This is a genomic window from Megasphaera jansseni (assembly GCF_047974155.1).
Classification (GTDB): Bacteria; Bacillota; Negativicutes; order Veillonellales; family Megasphaeraceae; genus Megasphaera.
This window is the reverse complement of sequence record NZ_JBHYRR010000012.1, coordinates 12136-36026: the sequence shown is the minus strand read 5'-3', so window position 1 is coordinate 36026 and position 23891 is coordinate 12136. Positions and strand designations below refer to the sequence as shown.

11 protein-coding genes are annotated in these 23891 nt (G+C 49.7%); 1 reads left to right on the top strand and 10 read right to left on the bottom strand.

Annotated features, from left to right (window positions below):
- Position 1: 1 nt before the first annotated feature.
- Positions 2–12802: an ESPR-type extended signal peptide-containing protein gene (locus tag ACE418_RS06165; protein WP_416449789.1), complete on the bottom strand. Its 12801-nt coding sequence runs from the start codon at positions 12800–12802 to the stop codon at positions 2–4.
- A 307-nt stretch (positions 12803–13109) separates the two neighbouring features.
- On the opposite strand from ACE418_RS06165, the gene ACE418_RS06160 reads away from it, so the two are divergent.
- A complete protein-coding gene (locus ACE418_RS06160; protein ID WP_416449788.1) occupies positions 13110–13988 on the top strand; it encodes a hypothetical protein in 879 nt (292 codons plus the stop codon).
- 469 nt (positions 13989–14457) lie between these two features.
- Here the strand turns inward: ACE418_RS06160 and ACE418_RS06155 are convergent, their stop codons facing one another.
- The 9 genes from ACE418_RS06155 to ACE418_RS06115 all read right to left on the bottom strand — a co-directional run bounded on the left by ACE418_RS06155 (position 14458) and on the right by ACE418_RS06115 (position 23873).
- Positions 14458–15366 (bottom strand): HAD family hydrolase, encoded by a 909-nt coding sequence (locus tag ACE418_RS06155; RefSeq protein ID WP_416449787.1) that lies wholly within the window; start codon positions 15364–15366, stop codon positions 14458–14460.
- Between the two features lie 25 nt (positions 15367–15391).
- Entirely contained in the window at positions 15392–16096 is a 705-nt protein-coding gene (rfbC, locus tag ACE418_RS06150) for a dTDP-4-dehydrorhamnose 3,5-epimerase (RefSeq protein WP_458575130.1), read from the bottom strand.
- 37 nt (positions 16097–16133) lie between these two features.
- Complete coding sequence (rfbD, locus tag ACE418_RS06145; RefSeq protein WP_416449786.1) at positions 16134–17045, bottom strand: dTDP-4-dehydrorhamnose reductase; 912 nt, start codon at positions 17043–17045, stop codon at positions 16134–16136.
- A gap of 507 nt (positions 17046–17552) precedes the next feature.
- The gene (rfbB, locus tag ACE418_RS06140; protein ID WP_416449785.1) at positions 17553–18575 is read right to left on the bottom strand and encodes a dTDP-glucose 4,6-dehydratase; all 1023 of its coding nucleotides are present in this window, start codon (positions 18573–18575) and stop codon (positions 17553–17555) included.
- A gap of 98 nt (positions 18576–18673) precedes the next feature.
- Positions 18674–19036 (bottom strand): four helix bundle protein, encoded by a 363-nt coding sequence (locus tag ACE418_RS06135; protein ID WP_292301061.1) that lies wholly within the window; start codon positions 19034–19036, stop codon positions 18674–18676.
- A 135-nt stretch (positions 19037–19171) separates the two neighbouring features.
- Positions 19172–20068: a glucose-1-phosphate thymidylyltransferase RfbA gene (gene rfbA, locus ACE418_RS06130; RefSeq protein ID WP_458575129.1), complete on the bottom strand. Its 897-nt coding sequence runs from the start codon at positions 20066–20068 to the stop codon at positions 19172–19174.
- 387 nt (positions 20069–20455) lie between these two features.
- A complete protein-coding gene (locus tag ACE418_RS06125; protein WP_416449783.1) occupies positions 20456–21889 on the bottom strand; it encodes a WG repeat-containing protein in 1434 nt (477 codons plus the stop codon).
- A gap of 83 nt (positions 21890–21972) precedes the next feature.
- Positions 21973–22611, bottom strand: coding sequence for a hypothetical protein (locus ACE418_RS06120; protein WP_416449782.1), 639 nt, complete (start codon positions 22609–22611; stop codon positions 21973–21975).
- Positions 22611–23873, bottom strand: a complete 1263-nt coding sequence (locus ACE418_RS06115; protein WP_416449781.1) for an AAA family ATPase — start codon at positions 23871–23873, stop codon at positions 22611–22613. The genes ACE418_RS06120 and ACE418_RS06115 overlap by 1 nt, the downstream gene beginning before the upstream one ends.
- Positions 23874–23891 lie beyond the last annotated feature (18 nt).

Here is a 23891-nt window from a genome sequence, read left to right as displayed (position 1 = left end):
CTTACATTTTGACATTTTTCAATTCTGCCTTGAATTCCTGGGCCAGCCGGTTCAGGCTGTCGTCACCATTCAAGGCCGGGTTGGTTGTGGCCCCATTGGCCATGGCCGTGTACAATACCGACGCGAAATCATCGCGCGTCATCATAGGACTCTTCAATACAGCCGGATGCTTGAATCCCTTGAGCGCACCGGCTTTTTCCAACTTGGCCACATAGGCATAGGCCCAGTGATTATCGGGCACATCCGGGAAGATGTCGTCGCCATGGGCCACTGCCGCCGACGGAGCCGCCTGGGACTGGTTCTGGGCCAGTTTTTCCAGGATAGCCGTCTGCCGCGCCAGAATCTGCGCCAAGGCAGCCGTATCATTAGACGGAGCTGCCGGCGTCATCGGTGTGGTCACAGCTGGAACCGCCTGGACCGGCATTGCCGGTGCAACCGATTTCACCGGAGCCGGCGTAGTAACAGGTGCCGGAGTAACAGCGGGCACTGGAACGACAACAGGCGCCGGACGAACCGGAGCAGCCTGTTGTACGACAGGAGCTGCCTCTGCCTTGCGGACTACGACAGGCGGAGCAGCCTGTTCACGGCCACTGCGGCCCATCTTCCAGGTAATGCCGGCGTTGACCATATTTTCACCGCCGCCCATACTGCCGCCGATGGACAAGATAGTCGTATCATTGGGATGATAATACGCCCCAATAGCCACGGCATTGGCATCGTGATAATGACCGACACCAGCCGAGAAATCCCACTTATCATTGGGGTCATACGTCCCCGGATGGAGCGCTGCCAGCGCAGCCGCCCCGGCACCGACACGGTTCAGGCGGGTACCCAGCTTGTTGACGGCTTGGCCGAGCTGATTGATGTGCGCCGTATTCTGATCAATGGCCTCACCCTGTCTTGCCGCCAAATCATTGACCTGCTTAACATTGACCGCATCGCCATCGTCCTTGCCTTCGCCAACATTACGGATGACCTGACCATTGGCATTGACGCCTTTGTCGTCGACATACGTCTTGCCGTTGACCTTGAGCGAATCACCGGTCAGAGCCGACTTGTCGCCGACTTTGACACCGTCCTTGTTGACGACCGTATCGCCGGCCGTAAAGGAGTCGGACTTGATGGACTTCGCCTCGATTGAGCCTTCATTACCCTTGATCGTCAGGTTACCGAGATTAATCTGGTCTTTGTTCAGGCCAATCTTATACTCTGTACCGCCCGACTTATTAATGCCCTTATCATCTAACGTCAGATTTCCATCAACAGCTACAGAGGAATGCTGAGTAGCATTATGGTAGATATCTGTCATTCGATTGTTCAGTTTGGCAATAGCAGTTGTCGAGTTATCTCCATCCTGTACGGCGTCCTTGCTGGTAATAGCACTGTACTTGTTATCGCCCACACGGGTATTGACCTTTTCATTCAAGTTATTGACTGCTTCTACTACGGAAGTGGCCTGGGGCTGGCCGCCATTCTGATTCTTAATGTCAGCAGCCAGCTTATCCGTATCACCAACATCCGACGCTTTAGCTACGTCATTGATGACGACTGTACCTTTATCCTTTCCAGTTCCATCGACGATGTCCATGGTTACGCTGTTATGCTTATTCCCCTTATCATCAGTCGTTGTCTGGATGTTATAAGTACCTGATTTAATATGCTGTTCATTCTGAGCAGCCGTCGTCGTAGCAGAAGAAATGGCTTTAGCCAGCTGATCTTCTGTTGCGGCACGTCCATGGACTGCCGTACCCGTCCAATCTGTATTGGTCAGACCAGAAATCGTCTGCTGACCACCGTTGGCTTCTATCTTTATGCCATTGTCGCCGCCGACGACGATACGATTATTGGCTACCGTCGTATTGCCCGTCGTCAGTCCCGTTTTATCGAGTCTCGTCTGGTCATCGATTTTGACCGTTTCTGATTCGACTGTCTTAGCGGTTACTCTGCCTTCATTGCCATAGACATGGACATTGCCGAGGTTCAAGTGATCCTTGTTAAGGCCGAGCTTATAGACCGTACCGCCATCTGCATTCGTGGTCGTACCATCGATGGTCACATTGTTGTCACTATCGACAGACTTCACTTCCGTATGCTTCTTGGCTTCCGTCACGGCATTCGTGACATCGCCGTTGACAGTCTTCAGGCTTTCATCGACCTTCTGGTTGACCTTGTTGACAGCCTGCACTACGGTAGTCGGACCACCGTTAGGATTCTTCAGGTTATCCGCCAGCTCACCGACTGTACCGAGTTCCGATGCCTTGGCCACATCATTGATGACGACCTGACCGTCGACTGCACCTTTGGCATTGACCACGTCGATGGAGACACTGTTCTTGCCTTTTGTGTCCGTGACATCTTGACCTTGGCTGTCCTTGCCAATCGCATATACACCTTTTTTAATGTGAAGCTCGCTATTTGCCGCTTGCGTCTTTACCTCATTGATGGCATCGACCAGCTGATTTTCTGTCGCAGCGCGGCCACTGACTGCCGTACCATTCCAAGTCGTATTGGAAAGACCATTTACCGTCTTTTCAGCACCATTTACCGTGACACCGCCGATAGAAGCTATACCAGCAGTGCTGTTTAAGGCAATCTTTTTGGCCGCATCACTTGTGTTGTCCAGTACGATGCTGTCAGCCGACACCTTGCTGGCACCAATGGTCAAAGAACCAGCTTCACTGAGGTCGATGTCCTTATTGAGTTTGACCTTGATGGCCCCCGTCGGCCCGGCATTATCGGTGTAAGCCACTGTCGAGATGTTGCCCTGCTTGACAACCGTACCGTCTGCACCATAGGTGCCATCACCCTGGATAGCAATGGTACTTCCCAATGTCTGAGAAACCTTCTTCTCGCCACCATTGTTGGCACCCTCATCAGCCGTCAGGCCAAAGCCGCCCGTTCCCGTAGCCGCCGAAACCTTGTCAATGGCTTCTCGCAGCTGAGCTTCCGTAGCCGCCCGCGAGCCCTCATAGTTGGACTGATTCCATTTCGTATTCGAGAGGCCCGTAATATAATAGCCCTTATCCGGATTGGCACCGCCACCGTTCTGGAGGCCGATGGTTAGATTGCTGACACCAGTGCCAAGGCCAGTGAAGGCAATCGTATTCATGCCGGTGAGACTTGAATTCAACGCATAGGTGAAATTCGTGCCATCCTGTGTCAGGATCATGTTATCACCAGCAATGAAGCCGACTTGCGAACCAGCTGTGATAGACTGTGCCGTGCTGCCGTTATTCTGACCAGTGCCAGTCTTCGACGACTGTGCCGTCCAGGAAAGACTATTCAAGACATTCGTCAAGTTCGTTCCCGTGACAAGGCCATCCGTCGTACCATTCAGCGCAGCCTTTCCTTCAGCATTCTTCATCAGGCTAGCCGTCTGCGCCGTATAGGATACCGTAGCCCCTGTATTGGTCGTATCCACCTTCGCCTTGATGTAGCTGTTATCGCCATTGACAAAGGAAACTGTCTTATCATTGCCGATATTGCTGGCTTTCGTCGTGTCATTACCGGTAATCTTCCAACCATTCGTGACCTTCTGCTGCAATTCATAGAGCTGGCCACCATTGACAGCATCCTGCGAATTGGCATCAACCGTGCCGTTAGCTACACCAGTAATCGTATGACCGCCGTTTTGCAAACCCTGCTTATTGAGCACCACATCGGTTGTCGTATCTGTTGCCGCTTTCGTCGCATCGTGGAGACGGATTTCCGTTGCATGCTGGGTCAGGCTGTTGCCATCCTTATCGAATACTTTTAAACCTTCGCCATTGAGGACAGCCGTATTCTGCTTATCATCCACCGCCGTCACACTGGTCATGTTCTGCAGCGTTTTATTGAGCTTGTAGGTGAATTCTTTGCCATTCTGGTCAAGGCTCAGATTATCACCAGCCTTGAGGGAAACCGTATCGCCAGCTTTGACCTGCTGTGCATTGCCAGTATTGTTGCCGTTCTGGATAGTCCAAGATGCATTATTGATGGCATTAGCTACATCCTGAGTCGTTGTCAATCCATTAGCCGTGGAACTAACCGTTCCGACCTTGTCTCCAGTACCGGAGCCAAAAGTGCCGGTAGTCACATCTACCTTCACCGTGGCATTGTCACTATTCGTGACAACAGACTTGGTATATATACCATCCGTATAAGTCACTGTCTTGCCAGCGCCAATCTTGGCCGTCACGGTATTCCCTTCTGCATTGTTCCCGGAAAGGTTCCAGCCGCCGCTGACCTGGTTCTGGAGATCATCCAGCTGGCCTTTATTGACGGCATCATTGGCCTTTTCACCATTGGCCACACCGGTAATCTTCTGACTGCCTGCATCAATGCCATTCTTGGTGAACTTAGGACCGCCCGAGATGGTCAGGCCATTGGTATCCAATGTACTGTTGCCAGCGGTGACGCTGGTCAAGTCGGTCAAGGTGGAGTTCAGATCATACTTCACTTCACCATTATCGCCTACATAAGCAGTGGTATTAGTACCGTTCTTGAAATTGAGGCCGGTCTTCAGTGCCACTTCCTTGGCTGTACCATCATTGGCCTTCACCGACAGATTGTCCACGTTCACTGTGTAGGTGATCTGGTGCGTAGCCGTATCTTCCGAAGAAGTGACTTCCTTCACGTTGTCACCCTTAGCCACAACTGTCCGGGCATTTTTCACCTGTTTCAGTGTAGCAGCATCGGTATCACTCGTAGCATCAGCCACATTCTGGATGCGCTGGCTGCCCATGGAGACGCCGTTGGTGGTGACAGAAACCTGCTTGCTGGCATCTGTGTCGGTAATTGTCATGCCAGTACCAGTGAGGCTCATATTGCCATTGGTAACACCACTGGTATTCAATGTCGTGTTGCCCGTCTTTACAGAATCCAGCGTGATTTCCTTGTTCAGTTTTACCGTCAAGGTTGCATTGCCGTCACCATCAGCTGTAGTCACTACACCAATATTGCCATCCGACAACTTAGAGGAATCGTTGACGCCGCCGACAACATTGAGTTGTTTGCCAAGTTTTACCTTCTTGGCTGTTGCATCATCGCCTTTAACGTTGAAGCCGATATTGGTTGTCGTCGTGGAAGCATTACTGATTGCATCCTGCAGATCGCCGATGTTTGCTGCATTGGTTCTTTCCGTACCGCCGCTGGCCACATGCTTGATTACATGATTGCCGTTATCCAAGCCTTCAGAGGTCAGAGAAACGGACTGAGCCCCTGTGCCAGTTGATGCAATGGTCACACCATTGCCAGAGACAGTTGTAACATTCCCGTTGGCATCTTTTGCTTTTACAGTCGTAAATTCCGGTGTATCCGAAACTGCGACTTCAATGGACTTCGACTCTGCCGTCGTAGAGATCTGGACGTTCTTGCCAGCTTTGATATTCAGAGTGTCCCCTGCTTTGATGGTGCTTTTCTTCTCTGTGTCGTTATTTGCCGTGACCGTGAAGCCCTGCTGTAACGTGGTGATATTGTCGGCATTCGTATGAGCGGCATCCGATACACTTTGGAGCTGATCTTCCGTTGCCGCCCGTCCACTTACTGCTTTGGTCGTACCTACCACCCAAGTCTTATTGCTCAGGCCCGTAACAATCTGGTCACTGCCGGACTTGCCGATAGATACGCCGCCAATGGATGCCGTACCGGCATTGCCATTGATGGTTGCCAGATTACCGACCGTAATAGTACCATTCGTACCATTGACAATGATGCGGTTGGCTTCGTCGGCAGCAGTGCCCAGGGTAATAGAATCCTTGAGGTCATAGGTCACAGTACCGCTTGTGCCAACCTTGGCAGTGGTATTCGTTCCATCCTGGAAATTCAAGCCGTCTGCCAGCTTGACACTCTGAGCAGTGCCATTATTGTCTTTGACAGAGAGATTGTCCACAGAAATGGTAATCTGCTTCGAGTCTTTTGTCGTCGTGACTCTCGCATTGTCCCCTGCTATGAAACTCAACGCATCATCAGCTTTAACCGTGCTTTCGGTAGCCGTATCACCATTGGCTCGAACTTTGAAACCATGCTGCAACGTATCAATCTCGGTGTTTGCGGTATTCAGATTATCCGCAACGTTCTGCAGCTGATTTTCTGTAGCCGCACGTCCATCTACAGCCTGCGTGGTTCCAACCGTCCAAGTCTTGTTGGTCAAGCCTGTGATAACCTGATCCGAACCCGATTTACCAATAGAAACTCCTCCGATAGAAGCTGTGCCGGCATTGCCGTTGATGGTTGCATTCATGCCAAGGGTAAGCAACCCCTTCGTGCCGTCTACAACAATATGGTTGTTACTGTCTGTTTCAGCGCCTAATTCAATCTTATCGTTCAGGTTATAGGTAATAGTTCCGTTATCTCCTGCCACAGCCGTGGTGTTCTTGCCATTCTGGAAGGTCAGGCCATTGGACAGCGTAACTGTCTTCGCTGTTGCATCTGTACCAGCCTTATAGGAGAGATTATCCACATTGACCGTGTAGATATGATGCCCATCGGTATCCGTCTTATCAGTTAACTTTGTATTGCTGCCCTGTGTCAGGATAGTCTTAGCCGCTTTCACCTGACCGTAGTTAGCCGCATCGTTATTAGCTTCGCCGGCAGTGACACTGGTGATTTTGCCATTGGCCGTAATTCCGCTGGTGGTAATACTGGGACCGTTGGCAATGGTCAATCCGGTACCGTTAAGGGTAGTACTTCCATTGGTTAAGCCACTGTTATTGATAGTGGTTGCCCCAGTTACCACACTGCCATCAGTACCAAGATTCAAATTCTTAGCCAATCTGATGGTCATCGTTCCATTGCCGTTAGCCGTACCATTGTCCGTATCGGCCGAGGATACAATGCTGATATTGCCAGTAGTCCATTTATCAGCATTTTCAACATCAGTTGTCGATGCGCCTCCCTTAAGGGTAAGACTCTTATCCAAAGCAATGGAAACAGAATGGCCTGCATCATCTTTAAAATTTGTATAATCATTTAATGTTGCCAAATCATACGTCTTATTATTTGCAATATCCTTATAAGTAAGGCGATGGATACCATTTGTCGTACCGCCATTATAAAGCATTTCTTCATTAGCTCCATTGCTATCATAAAGGCCTAGATACCCACCCTGATAAATCCCTAGTGTAGCCATCAGTTTATCGCCTTCTGCAGGAGATTTGCTCGAGCCATTAGCGGTGCCAGCCGATTTATAAAAAGATAGGGCTGAGCCATTATCTAATGAATAATAGCTACCACCATTTATACGAAGCGTCCCGGACTTATCGGCGCTTTCAGTTCCAGATTGATAATTTCCCAATGCAATGTCCTTGCTCAGTTTAACCGTTAAATTTCCCTTCCCATCAGAAGTTACGCCAATGTTATTGTTATCATCATTTAATCGGTTTGCTGCATTGGTGCTATTAATACCACCTTTGACAGTAAGTGTGCTATTTAACTTCAAAACAGAATTTGTTCCCGAATCTCCGGCTACAATCAGGCCGTCGTCGGTGGTGGCTACGGTCTTGTCGTTGACAAGGAGACGGGTAGTGGCGGCTCCGGTTGCATCTTTGGTGGTCGTGGTTCCGCTGGTACGAAGTGTCACCCCATTTATACCATTAGCGTCTTTCAATACCAATGTACCACCGTTAGTACTATCCGTTCCGTCCAGCTTGATAGTTTCTTTATAGCTGTTTCCACTGCCAGATCCTAGAGAAGTCGTGTTCAAGTCCTTGAGGTTGCTGGCCAGCTGGACATGGAGGGCATTGGTATCCGTGTTGGCAACGACAGCAATGTTATTGCCGGTGAGCTTCGTAGAATCTACAGTATAGGTAGTCGTGCCATCCGTAGTCGAGGACGTCACGGCATCACTGCCGCCCGTGATGGAGATTTTCTCGTTGGAACCCCGGGCCACTACGTTCGTGTCTCCTGCTGCGGTGTCGCCGAAGCTAGAGTTGTCGCCGCCGAAACGAATCTGGCGGGTCAGGGCGTAGAGCTGGGAACCGTTGACGGCGTCGGTGCTATTGGGGCCGACAAGGCCAGCCGATACATTCTGGATGCGTCGGGTAGCATCTTTGCTGCCTACAGTGACCACGCCAGTAGGGTTACTTCCTGCATAGGCGTAGGAGCTATCGTTACCATAGGTATAATCCGTGTCATAATTGATGATACCGGCGGAAATACCATCCTTGTCCATGGCTACAATATTAGCCGTATGGATATGCTGGGCTTCGTATTTCTGCTTGATGGCCGTTTGTTCTGCTTCTGTCGTGGCATTCTTGTACTCATCCGAAGCAATTGCTTCTGCATCGCCCTGATCTTTGGCCAGCTGGATGGCTTCCGCCGTAGCCGACTTGGATGCCGTAGCAGAAGAGCCAGTGCCAAGGTAGACAGAGTTACCGAGGGTAGCCGTCACATCATTGCCGAGAATCTGGAGATTGGATACAGGCGTCGACTGCTTTGTCGCATCAACGGTATTATTATAGCCAAGGATGGTATCTTTCTGCACCGTTCCCCAAGTCGTAGTGTTGATATCAGTATTGCCTTTGACCGTATTGCCACTGCCTACAACAGCAATCTGCTTCACGGTCTGCGTGTAAGCGCCAGCCGTACCATTCTCGATGGTGTTGTTGTTGCCCATAATCGATACATCGTTGAGGACATTCTTTTCACCTACCTGGTTCAGCTTGTTGCTGTTACCTACAGCATATACGTCGGTAATGGCATTGCTGGAATTGGACGATGAAACAGACTGGATTTTATTTAAAGAGCCATATATACCACTATTCTGTACAACATCTGCAGCACTTTGGCTATTGGTAACGCTATTGGAGTTACCAGTGGTCATAACCCCCTTGCCGTTATTCGTGTTGTTCTTGCCAAGTGTAACCGAGTCGGTTCCATAAGCTGTACTGCTGGTGCCTATCACGACAGCGTTTTCATTCAACGCCTGTGCATTATCACCAATAGCTATAGATGCCGCACTATTTGCCTTAGCGCCAGTACCAAAGGCAATTGCATTATTATCACGTGTTTCTGCGCCATAACCAATGGCAATGGACTGAATGCCTATTTTCGTCACCGGGGAGCTCGTCGTATTCGCAGTATACGTAGTGGCTCGAGTGCCAATGGCGATGGAATTATCCGTCTGCGCGATAGCAGATGTACCAATTGCTACGCTGCTCGTACCTTCCGAAGAAGTCGGATGCGGATTATCTGCCGTCGTTGTATCCGTAGACGGATTGTTCGCCGTACCAATGGCAATACTCAGTGTCCCGCTAGCCGAGACGTTATTACCGATTGCCAAAGCCTTGACACTGCTCGCCTTAGCATTCGGACCGATAGCCATAGCATCCGCATCACCATCGCCATTAGCACCAGTGTTGTTAGAGTTTGTCGACTGAGAGGCTGAATTGATTGAAAAATACTTTACTCCGGAGTCCTTAATATTCTGATTTACTTCTGCAATCTTGTTATCAATTTCTGTCGTAGAATAAGTCTTTAACTGCGACGTATCAATGCCCTTGATGGTATTTTCAAGATCATCGGATACCTTCTGCAACTGTTTGACGGTAACAACATCTTGATCCGCAGAACCATCAGCTACATTTGAGATTCTTCGCAAGGTAATTGTGCTGTCCGAAGCATTTCCCTTACCACCTACTGAAATGTAATAAGATGGTGCTGCTGTATTTGTCCACTTGCCAGTTCCTGTAGGGGTTCCCGTCGCAATCGCACCTGCGCCGAGAGCAATGTTGCCATTTGATGCACTAGCCGTGTTGCCGATGGCAATGCTGCCAGAGCCGGAACTCGTCGCACTATTGCCTAAAGCCATGCCAGAATCCCCCTGTGCCGAGGCACCTTCACCTAAAGCAACCGCACGATTTACTGCATGAGTAGCATGGCCGATAGCAATAGAGGATACAATATTCTGATTCGTATTGCCCTCAGTATAGTTTGCCCCTGCACCGATAGAGATATTGTACCCATTCTGTGGATTAGTATCTGTTGTACTGGTTACATTCTTGATGCCATAGCCAGCATTAGTACCGATGGCGATGTTATTACTGCTCAGTACTGAACTACCGGCAGAAGCACCGATGGCAACGTTCTGCATGCCTTTGACGTTGTTACCTGCCGACGTGCCGATAGCTACGAGCGATCCATTTTTCTCTTTATTATCTTCTGCCGTGCCAACGCCGGCATTATAACCGATGGAAATCGATTTGTTGACATCAGCCACAGCACCATTGCCGATGGCCAATGAATCATCATTCAGAGCATTAGCACTTTTGCCAATAGCAAGGCCGCCATAGGCAGCAGATGTACTCGTACCAATAGCAATACCGCCGCCGTTATCGTCGGTCTTGGCCTCGCTGCCGATGGCAATGGAATCTGCATTATGGGCTTCTGCCTTATAACCGATGGCCGTCGTCCGTGCCGAATGCGTGCTAGCGTTGTCACCAATGGCAACAGAGCTTTCGGCACTGCTGTCTGACGAGGCCTGATAGCCAGCGACAAAAGCCTGTTTTGTCTGCGATGCCTTGGCACCACTGCCAATGACGGTAGTATCGGTCCCCTCAGTGATGTTGGCTCCCTTGCCGATGGCCATCGAATTTTCAGAGTTCGCGACGGTTGCCCCATCGCCAATGGCTGCTGAGCCGGTTTTAACGATAGCTGCTGCCGAATCGCCGCCGGTGACCCCATTGGTCACCTTGGCACCCTTGCCAAGTGCCAGGGCCTCATCGCCTTCACTGACTGCACCATTTCCGATGGCGATGGAATCCTCGCCGCCCGCTGCAGCCAGTGTGCCTGTCGTACCATTGGTCAACGTGATAGACTTATCTACGCCACCCGTTACAGCTGACTTGCCAAGGGCAAGACTGCCGGTAGCAGTCTTGTTTATGGTGGCACCATTGCCGAGAGCCATGGCATCTGACACCTTGTTGACCGTGGCATTCGTACCAAAAGCAATGGAATTGTCGCCGCCGTCTACTTTCGCACCACTACCGATGGCGATGCTGCCCGTCGACACAGCGGTGCCGGAAGGATTCAGGACGCTGGCACCCTTGCCGAAAGCCATGGCCTGATTGCCGTTTGCCTTGGCGGTCTCACCGATGGCCACGCTGCTCGCGCCGCCCTTTGCGTCAGTCGTCGTAGTGGACGTGCCGTCTGTAGAGGTCGTTTCCGCTTCGCCCGTCACTGCCCCATTACCCAGCGCGACGCCCTGGTCGCCAGCTGCATTGACGGTGGCACCGTCTCCGATGGCTACCGCATGGTCCGCTGCTGTTTCCGTGGTGGTCGTGGTATCGCCGGATAGGGTAGTGGTCGTGTATCTGGCAGTTTTCGCATTGGGCCCAATGGCCACAGAGTTGGTGCCCTGGGCATCTGCATCTATGGCATAGGTTACGGTGCCATCATCGTTAGTGGTGGTTTCCGGGTTAGCCTTGAAATACTTGTACAGATTGGACACATAAGTGATGTTTCCGCTATTGTCCGTTACTTTTTCCACACCCAAAGCATTGATGGCCGAATCCAAGGCCAACAGATTATAGGCAGTGGATTTCCCGTTGTAAATATAGAAACCATCTGCAGAAGGTCGCAATTCTGTATACAAGGTGCCCCCGGTGAGCAGTTCCTCATTTCCATCAGCAATGGTTCCAATACCCAGGGCTTCACCCCAGAGTTTGGCGTTGTCTTCCTGCTTTTTCTTTTTGGCTTCTTCCGTAGTTTCGCTGGATGTATCAATTTTTATACCGATGTTGGACGCATTTACATTGGCCTTGGAAGCCAGACTGCTGTTTGTGCTGTCAGACGTCAATTCTGTTTTTAAAGCACTAATAGCATCGGTACGGTCTGTTCTTTCCTTACTGATGGCATCTGCATTGGTCTTCATCTGGGTATCCAAGGTGGAGAAGTTGGAAAATACAGACGCATTCATTTGGATGTAATTGCCATTGGCACTCAGGCTCCCAATTTTATTGGTTAAAGTGGTGTCTGCACTTTCCCGGGCTGTCTGCTCGGCATAAAGCTGTTTTCCGGTCACAGCATCCATCGAGGAATCCGACAAAGCCCCTTCTTTAATATTGGTAATCGTCGTGCCGCCTTCGCCTGCCAGGGTCACTTTTGTCTTATTTGAATCAGCATCATATTTCACGGCACTGTCAGAAAGACTGTTGACTGTATTGGTAACACCAGTAACGGCTGCTTCGCGGTCTGTTTTTTCCTTACTGATGGCATCGGCATTGGTCTTCACCTGGGTATCCAAGGTAGAAAGGTTGGAAGACACGGATGCGTCTTTCTGGACATAATTTCCGTTAGCATCCAGTGTACCAATTTTATCCGTTACGGATTTAACTGCCGCTTCCCGAGCTGTCTGTTCTGCATTAACCGCCGTGTATACAGTCCCGCCAGTAACTAATCCCGTATTACCGGCTTCCACTTTTCCATCAGTAGGGACGGCAATCGTTATTGTAGTAGTATTATTAGTATCTGCCGATGAAGACACAGAAACAGCTCCGCTTCCTACAAGAGTTGCCCCATCTTTCACCGTAACTGTCGTATCAGTTGTCGTCGTATCTGTTGCATCTGATGTTGTCGTATCACTGGTACTCGTCGTGGTTCCGCTTGTACCCGCCGTATCTTCCGCCTGAACAGCTACTCCCACGGGCATAGCCAGACTCATGGACAAGACGGCCATCACGATGCCCCGGGTCAACCCGCTGTGTTTGCTGAAAAGGCTTTTTAGCATTTCCGGCGTTTCCGATTTGGTATGGCCTTTGGCAAGCTCGGATACCACTTGATACATGCACCGCGTCCGATTGTAAATGACTTTATACGTCTTGTTCATGATAAAACCTCCTGCACATCCTATTGTGTTACAATGAGTTCAAGCAATTCTGTTTGTTTTGTCAAATATATTCGTAGTATAGTGACAAAATATTGCATTTTCATATGCATATTGTATACAATAGTTATTATATCTCTTCGAGAAATAGTTTTCAATGAACGTTTCGTTTTAAATATATTTAGGATAAAAAAAGCCGTAACATTCTTGTAAAATTGAAGAAATAGTTGCATTTCCCATAAGATTTTTTACGGCATATTGACGCTCGCCGCAACGGCGCGCTATAGTAAAGACATAAGGAGGTGTTATCGTGAAAAATTGGAAGCAGACTATCCTGGCCGCCTTGTTCTGTACGTGTGCGACCCTGACCGGGCTGGCCGCTGACGATACCGCCAAAACGGTCCCGGCTGAGCCAACATCTCAGGTTCAGGCCACCAAGACAGCCGATGCCGTCCAGACCAGTGTCCCTACGGACCCCTTAGCCGGCCATACAGGTAAGATCATCGACAAATACTACCTGACCAAGGGCTCAACCTATAACGACGTGACGACGCTGCTCCAGACCATTGATTCCCAGCGGACAGGTCTGGATGCCAAGAGCAGGCCCTATTATTTCCGCGTCGACAAGGACCTGACGGACAAATATTTCCGCCGCGTCCGGGCCTATGATGAAAAGACGACAGAACAGATTGGCGAATACTTAGTCGCTAAAGACAAGAGTTCCGTCTGGCGCATGGACGCCCCTCATGAAGGCATGATCTACGGCAGCGCTGAAAAAATGATGAAAAAGAGCCGCATCATCATCTATCCGCGCTATCTGGCCCTGGGCAGCAAAGGCATCGTCGCCCTGCAGACACCGGGCAATGTCCCCTATGGCCTGACGGCCAAGAGCCTGAATGAGTCCGTCGCCAAAATTGGAGAAGACAATACAATCATCCCCGTCAAGACGGGCCAAGTCGACATCCTGGCAGACGTGACCGTCGGCGACGTCAAAGAAACGGCATCGCGCCGCATCTCTGTCGTCACCCAGGCCGACCTGCAGCGCATGGCCTACAACGCCTACCTGACCCAGCTCTATATGGATACCTATTGGAATTGGGGCTGGGGCGGCCCTTTCTATAACGACTGGGGCTGGCATCGTCCGCCACCACCGCCACACCACGGCCATCGGCCACCACCGCGGAGATAAAAAAAGGGCTTGTCGCACGACGACAAGCCCTTTAAAGTTGTTAGTGGCTAGCAGTTAGTTGTTAGCGGATGGCTTTAAATTTGAAGGTTTTCTCTGCAAACTACAAACTCTGTTGCTACAAACTATAAAGTAAATGGGGCCTAGCATGAAAGCAAAAGCCTTCGTGCGACAGCTCCTTTTAAGTGGTTAGTAGCTAGTGGCTAGTGGTTAGTGGATGGTTAAAAATTTGAAACCAGCTTCTACAAACTACAAAGCGAACGGGGCCTCGCATGATGGCAGAAACCGTCGTGCGACAACTCCTTTTTCTGTAGGGGCGCCACGCGGGGCGCCCGCACCGGAATATGTATGATTTCCCGACCTGTTTGCTAGAAGAATCATCCAAATCTCTAACTTTAAAGAGAAACCTCTCAGACCGCCTTTGGCGGCCAGCTCTCCTATTAGGAGAGCCTTTCATCAAGCCTCAAACACCTCACACCAAATGTCTGGGAGCCGCTGAGACGGCGCCTTCCAGGCTTTCTTTTTCTGTTTTGTAGATGCGTTCGGCGATTTCGTCGACTTTGTGGGTCAGCCACATGTAGGCCGTCGTCCCTTGACGGTAATCGGCTTCGGCATACATATCGATGCGGCCATCTTCCCGCAGTTGTTCGACCTGGCGGAAGGCCTTGCTGTTCCCTTTGGGATAAATGGCAAAGGTCGATCCGCCAAATTTTTTGACCACCGAAAAAGCGGGGACATCGCTGGGCCCGTCGGCAATATAAATCATATTGGGGAAAGCAACGCGGCGCAGGGCATCGGACATCTTGGCATTGACGTCGATTTCCGGATGCTGCGGTACGCCCTTATTGATTTCAAACAGGGCCCGCGTCTTGGTCGTATTATCGATGGTATAGCCCACTTCGCTGATAATCTTATGTTTTTGCGCATCGAGGCCTTCAATGAGGTCACAGCCCCAGATAGCTTCAACATAAGGCATGACGGCCGACCCCTTGATGATTGCCGACATCCCCGTACTGACGATGTAATGTTCTACCTTGATATTGTATTCACGGTATTTGGGATTCTCTTCCACGACGCGCTGCAGGTTCTTGAAGATGTCCGGGACGCCTTGATAATACTTCTGCTTCTGGCCAAAGGATTTCAGCTTTTCATTATTGAGGCCCTTGAAAATCCCTTTTTGCGCATCCTTAATAAATTGATTTAGATAAATCGTATCGGCATTGACCTTGACGCCTTCTTTGGCATAGCGCGCCGGCAAAGCATTGACATGCTGCCAGAATTTGGCTTTATCGATATGGTATTCTTCAAAAATCGGGTCCTGCATATTCCCGTCAATCAAGGTCTTATCGAAATCCCAAATCACAGCAATGATGTTCTGCATGAAGCTCACCCCGCTTTTCAGACAATCAGAAGGAAAAGGTATCTTTCAATCCCAGCCATTTCTGGTCTTTGTCGCTCAGATTCAGTGGCGTCCCATCTTCGAGATGATAGTCGGCAGCGCTGGGCGAACCCTGATAGTCGCCGACGAGCTGCGGCCACTGGATGCCGATTTCCGGGTCATTCCAGGCCATGCCGCCTTCATCATTGGGATGCCAGAAATCATTGACCTTATAGCAGAATTCCGCCACGTCGCTGAGAACCAGGAAACCATGGGCAAAGCCTTCGGGAATGAGGAACTGCTTCTTATTTTCTTCCGTCAATTCGACGCCATACCATTTGCCATAGGTCTTGGAATCGCGGCGCAAATCGACAGCCACATCGAAGACACTGCCGCGAACAGCGCGGACGAGCTTGCACTGGGGAAAATGCTTCTGGAAATGAAGGCCCCGCAAGACCCCTTTCGTCGACATAGACTGATTATCCTGGACAAAATTGATGTGAAATCCCGCTTCCTCCATATCCTTCTGATTATACGTTTCCATAAAATATCCACGGCCATCGCCATGAACCGTCGGCATAATGACACAAAGCCCGTCAATACCGCCTACATTCTTTTCTACCTGTATCTGACCCATTGTTGTATCTCCCTTCATGTATGCTTCCTTTATTATAACATATTCAATTAAACGCAGGCCGCTCTTGTCGTTCATCGTAGGTCGTTCGTCGTTCATCGAAAAACTCCCTTTTGGGCCGTCAGGCACTGGGATTTCAGTCCTGACCTCCCAAATACCGCCGCAAGGCGTCTTTCCAATCGGGCAGCGGCCGGAATCCATTGGCCACGAGTTTGCTCTTATCTAAGCGGGAATTAAAGGGCCGTTTGGCTTTGGACAGGCCGTATTCTTCCGTCGTGACGGGGATGACTTTCGTCGTATAGCCGGCCTGGCGATAGATTTCACAGGTAAAGTCATACCAGGAAATATAGCCGCCTTCATTGGTCGCATGGTAATAGCCGTATTTATCGGTTTCAATCATATCCACTAACAGCCGGGCCAAATCAAAGGTATACGTCGGCGTCCCGATCTGGTCATTGACGACGCGAACCGTATCGTGGGTCTTGCCGACATTAAGCATGGTCTTGACGAAATTCTTGCCGTTCTGACCGAATACCCAGGCAATGCGGACGATAAAATATTTTTCCAGCGTCTGCGATACTGCCAGTTCCCCTTCCAGCTTCGTCTGGCCATAGACATTGAGAGGCTGATAATCCTTGCAGTCCGGCTGCCATGGCTCCGTCCCCTGCCCGTTGAACACATAATCCGTACTGAGATAGAGCATCTTGCAGTCCAATTCCTTGCAGACATCGGCAATATGCTGCGTCCCGCCGGCATTGACCGCCCGGACCTGAGCCACTTTATCATCATCTTCGGCCATATCGACAGCCGTCCAAGCCGCACAGTGAATGACCGCATCCGGCCGGACTTCCATAATGACACGCCGTACCGCATCCGCGTCAGTAATATCCAAAGACACATACGGTGCCGTCGTCACCACCGTCCCATCAGCGATGCCGCTGTAAGCCGGAGCCAAATCGCTCCCCACACCCACATGTCCACGCAAGGCCAATTCATTCATCACATCATGACCCAACTGGCCATTCACACCGGTTACAAATATTTTCATGAAAATAGCTTCCCCTTTCATACATTCTTATTACATCATCATTATCAAGTAAACGCAGGCCGCAGGTCGCCGTTCGCAGGCCGCCTTTATCGTTCATCGTAATTCGTTCGTCGTTCATCGAAAGGCTCCCTGTGAAGGGGAGCTGTCAGCACAGCTGGCTGAGAGGTTCTTTTCCCATCGCCTCTATGCGATTTCGTAGGGGCGCCACGCGGGGCGCCCGTTCAGAATAGCGATGTATAACGTACTGCATGCCATATTAACCGACTAGGAATTATTCTCAACTGTTCGCAACGGGCCGCCCTTTGGGACGGCCCCTACAGATGCGGTGTAGCCGCATAATTTTTTTATCGCCTGAATGCGATTTCGTAGGGGCCGTCCTGATAAGGCGGCCCGCTACGCGCTGAAGGTATCCCGAAGCGTCGTTGTCACTTTGAGTCTGTCGCCGCTCAGCGGCATCTGAGTCCGAGGCGAACTGCGGCCTGCGAACTGCGACCTGCGGCCGGGACTTCAGTCCCGGTTCCCATACATCTTCTGGTAATACTGCTGGTATTCCCCGGAAATGATAGGCTGCCACCAGTCTTCGTGGTCCAAGTACCACTGGATGGTTTTCTTGATGCCGTCGGCGAATTTCGTTTCCGGCAGCCAGCCCAGTTCTTCATGGATTTTCGTCGGGTCGATGGCGTAACGGCGGTCATGGCCTTTGCGGTCGGTGACATGATGGATGAGGCTTTCCGGTTTGCCCAATTCTTTGCAAATCAATTTAACGATGTCGATATTCCTCATTTCATTATGGCCGCCGACATTATAGACTTCGCCGACACGGCCTTTCTGAAGGATGAGGTCGATAGCCCGACAATGGTCTTCAACATAGAGCCAATCGCGGACATTGAGGCCGTCCCCATAGACAGGCAAGGGCTTGTCATGCAGGGCATTGATGATCATAAGGGGAATCAGCTTTTCCGGAAAATGATAAGGCCCATAGTTGTTGGAGCAGCGGCTGATGGTCACCGGCAAACCATAGGTTCGATGATAGGCTAATACCAGGAGGTCAGCCGAAGCCTTTGAGGAACTATACGGACTGGACGTGTGAATCGGCGTCGTTTCCGTAAAGAACAAATCGGGCCGGTCTAAGGGCAAATCGCCATAGACTTCATCCGTCGATACCTGATGATAGCGCTGGATACCATACTTGCGGCAGGCATCCATGAGCACAGCCGTCCCCATGATATTCGTTTCCAAGAAAATCGCCGGATTCTCAATAGACCGATCGACATGCGATTCCGCTGCAAAATTGACGACTACATCGGGATGTTCCTCTTCAAATAACTGATACACCGCGTTGCGGTCACAAATATCAGCCTTGACAAAACGGAAATTATCCTGGTCCATAACCGGGGCCAACGTAGACAAATTCCCAGCATACGTCAACTTATCTAAACAAATCACCCGGTCCTGCGGGTGCTCCTTCAACATATGAAACACAAAATTCGAACCAATGAAACCAGCACCGCCGGTGATTATTATATTCATGCTAGAGTTCACTCCTTTTATACGAACTATCTTTATACGATAAGTGGCTAGTGGTTCGTGGCTCGTGGCTAGCTAGGTTTGCTATTTTATCTATTCATTCAAAGGGATTTCAACCGTGCAATCAGGGCATTTATCAGCCGGCCAACGTCATTGCTCAAATTTTTGACACTGCGTGCAGTTTCGTCATTGATATATCCAAAATCAACACACAACAGGATTTGAGTCATCAATTCAGCATTAGACCCACGAGCAATATGCAAAAAATGGATAAAATCTTTACTCGTTCCCCTTGATTGCCCTTCTGCAATATTGGAAGGAATAGACACGGCTGACCTTCGTATTTGATCAGCTAATGCAAACTTTTCCTCTGCTGGCAACTGCCTCGCGATAGTATAAACTTCACGAGCCAAACGCATCGCTTTTTGCCAAACAATAAGCTCCTGATAATATTTTACAGACATACCACCTACTCCTTTCGTTCAAAAAGATAAGAATAAATGTTATGCCAAATACACACCCTTCATTACTAGCCACGAACCACGAACCACGAGCCACTAATACAAAATACTAATCCCTAACTGCTGCTTTTTAATTCTTTAAAAAGCATCCTTCAAAAATCTCCCTTCCGCGACTTTCTTCAGATATTGTCCATACGGGCTCTTGCCGTATTTGTCAGCGCTTTCCATGAGGGTGGCTTTGTCGATCCAGCCGTGGCCGTAGGCGATGTCTTCTAAGGCGGCGATCTGGATGCCGGCTCTGGTTTCTACGGCTTTGACGAAATTCGAGGCTTCGCTCAGGCTGTTGACTGTTCCCGTATCGAGCCAGGCATAGCCCCGCCCCAGTGTCACGACGTTGAGATTGCCCTTTTCCAGGTACATCTTATTCAAATCGGTGATTTCCAATTCACCCCGTGCCGAGGGTTTGACCTGTTTGGCATATTCACAGACATGCTTATCATAAAAATACAGCCCCGTAACGGCATAATTCGTCTTAGGCTGTGCCGGTTTTTCTTCAATAGAAATCGCCTTGCCCTGCTCGTCAAACTCAATGACACCGAACCGTTCCGGATCATCGACGTAATAACCGAATACCGTGGCCCCTTCCGTGTTAGCCGCAGCCTGCTGCAAATGGCGGGTCAGACCGGCACCGTAGAAAATATTATCGCCCAAAACCATGGCGCACGGTTCCCCGTCGATAAATTCTTCCCCTAAAATAAAAGCCTGAGCCAATCCATCCGGCGAAGGCTGCACCTTATAACTCAAATGGATGCCATAGCGGGACCCATCCCCCAGAAGCCGTTCAAAATTCGGCAAATCCGTCGGCGTCGAAATAATCAAAATATCCCGAATCCCAGCCAACATTAACGTCGACAACGGATAATAAATCATCGGCTTATCATATACCGGCAACAACTGCTTAGACGTCACCATCGTCAGCGGATACAACCGCGTCCCGCTACCCCCAGCTAATACAATCCCTTTCAAAAAAATCACTCCTCACAGTAAAATTCAACACCTAATTATACCAAAAAAGACCCTGCCATACAAAGTTATGATATAATATCAGTGTTGCTCATCCCCTACACCGAGCGCGGAAGGGGTGTTACATATGCGCAACAATATCATTCAATTCTTTATGGCTGTCATGGCAAGTGTAGTCTCCTACTACATTTGCAAGTGGTTAGACACCATTATTACTCGTATGAGCAACTAGCCCCAATGCGTTTCTGCTGAACGCCACATATAAGAAGACCCCCGAGGATGCCGCCCCGGGGGTCTTCGTGTTACATATACACTTCTAACAATATCATTCTTTTCCTACCTCCATTATAGCATAATTTTCCTACCCGTCAAGGAGAGTGACTGGATTTAGAGCCGTCCCTACACCATGGTAATTTCTTTATACTGCGGCTCTACGATCCACTGGCCTTGATGATCCATGATGCCCCAGCCTGTCTTTGTCTTGACCGGCGTCAGGCCGTTGCGGAAGCCTTTGACGTCCTGGATCTGGTCGGCGGCAGCACGGTACTGGACCTGACCGTTCCTGTCGACAATGGCATACTCTTTCTTATCGTTCCAGCACCAGGTATAATCGTCTAGGAGGAAAGCCATCCATTTCACGCTGGCCGGGAATTCCGCAACGAAGGCCCCTGTTTCCTCATTGATGAGCATATTTTTATCGCCTTTCGTCAGCAAAAGACGCTGTGACCCCAGGAACTGTACGCCGTCATAGGCAAAATCGATGACCTGTGCCCCGTCGACCATGCTGAAGACGCCCCATTTCCCGCTCTCTTTATCTTTCAAAGAAACGAAGCCGTCGACATCATCCAAAAGGCCATCGTCAAGAGTGTAATTTCCCGGCGCGATCAGATACTGCCCCTGGCGATTGACAAAGCCCAATTTCCCCTTATTGCGGACGAAGGTGCCAAATTCCGTCATCGGATAAACGGCATCGTTTTTGCTGTCGATGACGATATTGCCGACGCGGTCGAGATAGCCCCGCTTCACACCGTCATAGGTCAGAGGCGTCACTTCGTCATCATAGTAGACGGAATGCGTCGACGAGCCAATCAGCGCGCCGGCGAGGAAACCGCCCAGGTTGAAATGGCTGACCCTGCGCTGGTATTCCGCCAGACCGTGGTGATAGGGCAAAATGACATCATACGGCGCAGCGAACTGGACCCGGCCGCTTTCATCAATGGCCACTTTCTCGCCCTTATCGTCCTTGACGAAAGCCAGGCCTTCACTGAAGTCAGCCAGCACGGCCTTATACGTCGGTGCCACTACGATGTTCCCGTTCTTGTCCTGAATACCATAACGGCCCTGATCCTTGAAGAAATGGACCGATGCTGCTGCTTTCTCCGGCCAAACCGCCGGTGCGCCCTGCTTATCGACATAAGCCGTCCCTCTCTTCCCATCCGTCATAAACACGCCTTTACCGACATAGGACAGGGACTTATACGCCGGCGTCATGAGCCATTTTCCGTCTGTGCCCATCAGGCCCCACTTATCGGTACCGTCCTTGACCGCAGCCAGGACACCGTCCTTATAATTGGCATCGTATTCCTCTTTGACCTGCGAAGAAATCGTCTCCATCCCCGGCGGCGGCAAATGCCTGGCCATCGCCGGAAAAATAACATCCCCCAATGACGAAGGGCGGCTGACACTCCAGCCCGAATGCGACGCCGACTCACGCGTCGACGAATGCGATTCCGTCTGCGTCACCGTCGTCGTATGTACCTCACGATGCGCCTGTTCTGCCAGCGAAGCCGGCTCAGCGGCCTGCACCGCCAAAATGGATAAAGAACTACACAAAAAACCGGCTAAAATAAATCGTTTCAATGACAAATGGTTGTACATGTCGCTCTCCTTTCAATCTAAAAACGCAGGCGCCATCTTCAAACAATACGTTTCAGCTCGTCCAACAAATACTGAAAACTCGGTGACTGATTATTCTCGGCTTCCATATAAGGCGTTATCTTCTCAGCCCATTCTCGTTTCTTGAGTCCTACTTCCTGATAAGATTTATCCCTGTAATCATAGCCAACGACGTCCGCCAACTTTTCCCATGTGCCGCAAATCGAATCCTGCTTATACGTCTTCAAGACTTGTCTTTTCGCATGAGGATACGCTTTAAACAGTGCATTGGCATCTCCCAAAAACCAAGCTTCCCCTTCTTCAATAGCCATACAAAATGACGTTTCTGGCGCCACTTGACACCACTCTAACAATTGATGCAGCTGTGCCAAGAATTCATCAAGGGACTTATCATCCAAATCGAAAATCACAACGACATGCCCTTTATATGATTCACCCCAATTATGGTAAGTTCTTCCAAAACCATTCAATAACCTGGGAAGATTATCCAAAAGCTGTTTTCCTTTTATGGCTTTGGCAGAATGCATCTTTCCCGGAATCCGTCCGACACCTTTATAGCTATACACTGTATAAGAAACATCTGCCGGCAGCACTTTTGGCAGTAAGATTTCCAGCATGGTCTTGCCAGAAACATCTTCAATGAGAAAATCAAGATGCATTACGAATCATCCCCATCCAGATAATCACTATACCATAACCCGCCTAAAGGCAGTCCTTCTTTACATAGATTATCAACTAGCTCAATGTCACTGGCTCTTTGTATCGTCGAGAAACCATCTTCCTGCTTCCTTAAAATCCAAACTTCATTAGGCTGCAAAGCATCCACTAAATAAGGTTGGTGAGTCGTCACAAAAATCTGCGGCGCATTCTTGCTCCGCTTCGTTTCTTCCCGCAATTCCCGCACAAACACTTCCAAAAGCTTATGATAGAGCCCGTTTTCCGGTTCTTCGATACAAATGAACGGGGATGGATTGGGATCCGCCAGTAAAATCATATATGCAAATACCTTTAACGTGCCGTCTGACATTTGCTGTGCATAGAACGGATCTTTGAATCCCCTGTCATTGAAGCGTATGAGCAGCCTGCCATCCGGTGTCTTCATGGTATCGATTTTTTGGATACCTGGTATCCTTTGAGAAATCTTATACAAAATCTCTTTGAACTTCTTAGGATATTCCCGTTCCATGAATTGAATGACATTGCCCAAATTATCACCATGCCGCGATAACTTCGCTTGTGCCCCGGCCATGGGCAGACTGCGTGCCGCATCAGGCGTAAAATAGCTTAAATACCACCCTTCAATAAACTTCCGGAAAGCAGCGATACGTGGATGAGCTTTCAAAGTTCCCAAAGTGGCAATGCCTAATCTGCGCTTATCATCCATGGATATAACTTCACTATCCCGTGATTCTTCCCCTTTTAAATCAAGGAATTCGTTTTGCGTTCCGTCCGCATTTCCCTTCCAGACTCGGCCTTCACCATTCTCCAATATCAAAAACGAATAGGGTTGCCCCCATCGCTGTCCCTTACGCCGCTGCCGCAAGCGTTCACTCAAAACAAAAGGCCGCCCTTCCTTGTCCAAATCAATCGCTAGCTCATACGTAATCGGCCGATCATTACGACTTTCTTTATAATAGATTTCAAAAGAAATCGGCCCTTCTTTCCCTAAAGAATGAATTTTTTCATAGCCGCCCCGATTCTGTTCATCGCAAGCTACTTCCACCCCATATTTCAAACAATCCGCCAAAAATCCAAAAGCATCCATCAAGGAACTCTTCCCCGTTCCATTCTTACCAATGACCGTAGTAATCGGGGTCAACGGCTCTGCCGCCTGCTCATTCCATAAACGCCCCATCTTAATATCTGCCAATGCTTTAAAGTTTTTAATATGCAACCCTTGTATATGCACAAAATTATCCATACAATTCACGCTCCAAAT